The sequence below is a fragment of the Marinilactibacillus piezotolerans genome, assembly GCF_900114235.1.
GTDB classification, from domain to species: Bacteria; Bacillota; Bacilli; order Lactobacillales; family Carnobacteriaceae_A; genus Marinilactibacillus; species Marinilactibacillus piezotolerans.
This window is the reverse complement of sequence record NZ_FOSJ01000094.1, coordinates 1-3358: the sequence shown is the minus strand read 5'-3', so window position 1 is coordinate 3358 and position 3358 is coordinate 1. Positions and strand designations below refer to the sequence as shown.

3 protein-coding genes are annotated in these 3358 nt (G+C 37.1%); all 3 read left to right on the top strand.

The genetic code is table 11. The features are described 5' to 3' along the window. Window positions 1-114: 114 nt before the first annotated feature. The 3 genes from BM212_RS12100 to pdxA are packed head-to-tail and all read left to right on the top strand — an operon-like array spanning window position 115 to window position 3262. A complete protein-coding gene (locus BM212_RS12100) occupies window positions 115-1068 on the top strand; it encodes a 2-keto-3-deoxygluconate permease (RefSeq protein ID WP_091898784.1) in 954 nt (317 codons plus the stop codon). A 20-nt stretch (window positions 1069-1088) separates the two neighbouring features. Then, window positions 1089-2291, top strand: coding sequence for a four-carbon acid sugar kinase family protein (locus BM212_RS12095; protein WP_091898782.1), 1203 nt, complete (start codon window positions 1089-1091; stop codon window positions 2289-2291). Next, window positions 2291-3262, top strand: a complete 972-nt coding sequence (gene pdxA / locus BM212_RS12090) for a 4-hydroxythreonine-4-phosphate dehydrogenase PdxA (protein ID WP_177206477.1) — start codon at window positions 2291-2293, stop codon at window positions 3260-3262. The genes BM212_RS12095 and pdxA overlap by 1 nt, the downstream gene beginning before the upstream one ends. The last annotated feature ends 96 nt before the right edge of the window (window positions 3263-3358 follow it).

Genomic DNA, 3358 nt, shown 5'->3' with positions numbered 1-3358 from the left:
GGGGGAAGAGGTGCCTTTTTGTATTTTAATTGATAGAGCAACGATAGTTGCATTAAAACAACACGAAAAAACAAAAAAATTGGTAATTACTAAATTACAGATGGAGGTAGAAAGATGAAAATTTTAAGTACAGTCAAGAGAATACCAGGTGGAATGATGGTTGTACCTTTGCTATTAGGAGCAACTATAAACACATTTTTTCCGCAGTTCTTTGAATTAGGCGGTTTTACAGAAGCGCTTTTCAAAACTGGAGCAACAGCAATATTAGCGGCATTCCTATTTGCGAATGGTGCACAGATATCGGTAAAACAAGCAGGCAAGCCATTATATAAAGGAACAGCATTATTGATTTCGAAATTACTCCTTGGTGGACTTTTAGGGGTGTTAGTCAATGCGTTATTTGGTCCAATGGGACTTTTAGGTATAACTCCCTTAGCAATTATTGCAGCCTTAACCAATTCTAATGGTGGTCTATTTGCAGCTTTAGGAGGGCAATACGGAGACGCAACAGATGTGGGTGTAGTTTCTATTATAGCGTTAAATGACGGTCCTTTCCTGACAATGCTCGTATTAGGTGCAACAGGACTTGCCTCAGTGCCTTTCACAGCCTTAATTGCAACGCTTGTCCCAATATTGATCGGTTTTATTTTAGGTAACTTGGACGATGATATTAGAGTCTTTCTTAAACCGGCAACAAGTATCTTGATTCCGTTTTTTGCTTTTCCACTGGGAGCCGGACTCAACTTTTCACAACTGATTACTGCAGGATTTTCTGGAGTCCTTTTAGGAGTCATTACTACTGTGGTCACAGGATTTGGTGGGTATTACACTTATAAATTAATTAAAGCAGATCATCCATACGTTGGAGCAGCTATTGGTACAACAGCAGGAAACGCAGTTGGTACTCCAGCAGCTTTAGCTGCAATTGATCCAAGTATAAGTGAAATAGCAGGTATTGCAACAGCTCAAGTAGCAGCGGCAATTATTGTGACAGCTATTTTGACACCTCTATTAGTCAGCTGGCTTTATAAGAATCATAAAGCCAAGGCTGAGGGTGCTACATCATAAAAGAAAGAGGGGATGAATAAATGACTTCAAAATATTTAGTTGTGGCTGATGATTTTACTGGTGCAAATGACACAGGAGTTCAAATGAAGAACAGAGGCTTACCAGTAGACGTCATCCTATTTCCAAAAAGCGAGAAACTTGATTCGTCCATTGTCTTGGATACAGAGTCTAGAAACTTAAGTAAAGCTGACGCTTATGATAAAGTGAAACGAATGAGTAAAACACTAATTGATGCTAATCAATTTGATTTAATATATAAGAAAGTCGATTCGACTTTACGTGGGAACATCATTGAAGAGCTAAAGGCATTAAATGATGTGTATAAGACAGATAAGGTTGTCTTTGCACCAGCATTTCCAGTTATTAAGCGAACCACAGAAATGGGCACTCATAAATTAAATGGGGTTCCTTTGATGAAGACTGAATTTGCAGAAGACCCATTAAGTCCTATTAAAACTGATAATATTACTAAAATGCTGGAAGAAGGATTTAATCAGAAAGTGATTCATCATCCTGTAAATTCTGAGATACATTTAAACGGGGCGAAATTTCACACCTTTGATGCAGTGAAAGAGTCTGATTTAGTATCGATTGCTTCTACACTATTAAATAGTTCAGAACGGATATTGTGGGTAGGTTCAGCAGGATTAGCTAACGCTATTTTCCAAACTGTTTACCCATTGAAACCTGCTTTAGCAGTTGTGGGCAGTATTAGTGAAAACAGCTTAAAACAGATGAAATACGCAGAAGATAATGGAATTGATGTACTTCAAATTTCAGTAGAAGAACTGTTTGACAAAAAAAATATTATCCCCATTACTGTACAAGCTGTAGAATTATTAAAGTCAAAAGGCAAATTAATTTTAACGGCTGCAAAAAATAGAGAAGATTATAACAAGACTTTAGTTTATGCAGAAAGTTTAGGAATGAGTAATGATGATTGTAGCTGGTATGTTCAGAACTTTTTGTCTGATGTAACCAACTCTCTGCTGAAAGAAATAGAATTATCCGGTCTGTTTTTGACCGGGGGTGCAACAGCAATATCCGTAATGGATGCAATCAAAACGACTCGAGTATCCATACAGGATGAACTGTTGACCGGAACTGTTTCATCCACTCTATCAGATGGACCATATAAAGGGTTGAACATTGTTACTAAAGCGGGAGCATTTGGGAAAAATGAGGACTTATTATATTGCTTAGAAAAAATTAGGGAGATGTAATGATGAAATTAAATGCCATAACTATAGGTGATCCAGCTGGTATAGGACCTGAAATATCGATAAAAGGATTAATGAAAAATGACACGTATCGCAATAACACATTAATTATTGGTAGCCAATCGATACTCGAATATTACTCTAAGAAACTAGAAAACCCGTATCCATTAAATATAATAGAGAGCCCTGAAGAATTTTTACCTAATCAGATTAATATTATAAATGCTGTAGACTTATCATTAAGTGAGTTTGAAATTGGTACGGTATCATCAAAAGCAGGAGATGCAGCTTACCGTTATCTTGAAAAAGCTATTGATCTAGCTATGGAAGATCGTATTGGGGCAATTATTACTGGTCCTTTAAATAAAGAAGCGTTGCATAAAGGTGGTCATTATTATGATGGGCACACTGAGATTTTTGCAGAGTTAACGGGCACTAGTAAGTATACTATGATGTTATGGTCTAATTTGATGGCAGTCGTTCATGTTTCTACTCATGTATCCCTTAGAGAAGCCTGTGACCGTGTAAAAAAAGATCGTGTTTATGATTGTATTCAATTAGCACAGGAAGCAATGATTAACATGGGGATTGAATCACCGAAAATAGCAGTTGCGGGATTGAATCCACATAGTGGAGAATCCGGACTTTTTGGTACTGAAGATAGAGATGAAATCGCACCAGCAATTGAACAATCTGTAAAAGAGGGACTTAATGTTTCAGGCCCTTTACCGCCAGATACGGTTTTCTTACAAGCATCTAAAGGTAAGTATGATGTTGTAGTTGCGATGTATCATGATCAAGGTCACATCCCAATGAAATTACTCGCCTTCGATAGTGGTGTTAATGTAACTTTAGGATTGCCTATCATACGAACTTCAGTAGATCACGGTACAGCCTTTGACATAGCTGGAAAAGGATTAGCAAATGAAGAGAGTATACTTGCTGCGTTAGATGTAAGCACACGGTTAATTTAAACCTGAACAATTCATACTTTTCGTTGAAACATGTGCCAACTGCCTAACGGCAGCTTAAATTTACTTTTTCATTTTCACCTGTTAAGTGATGAAAAA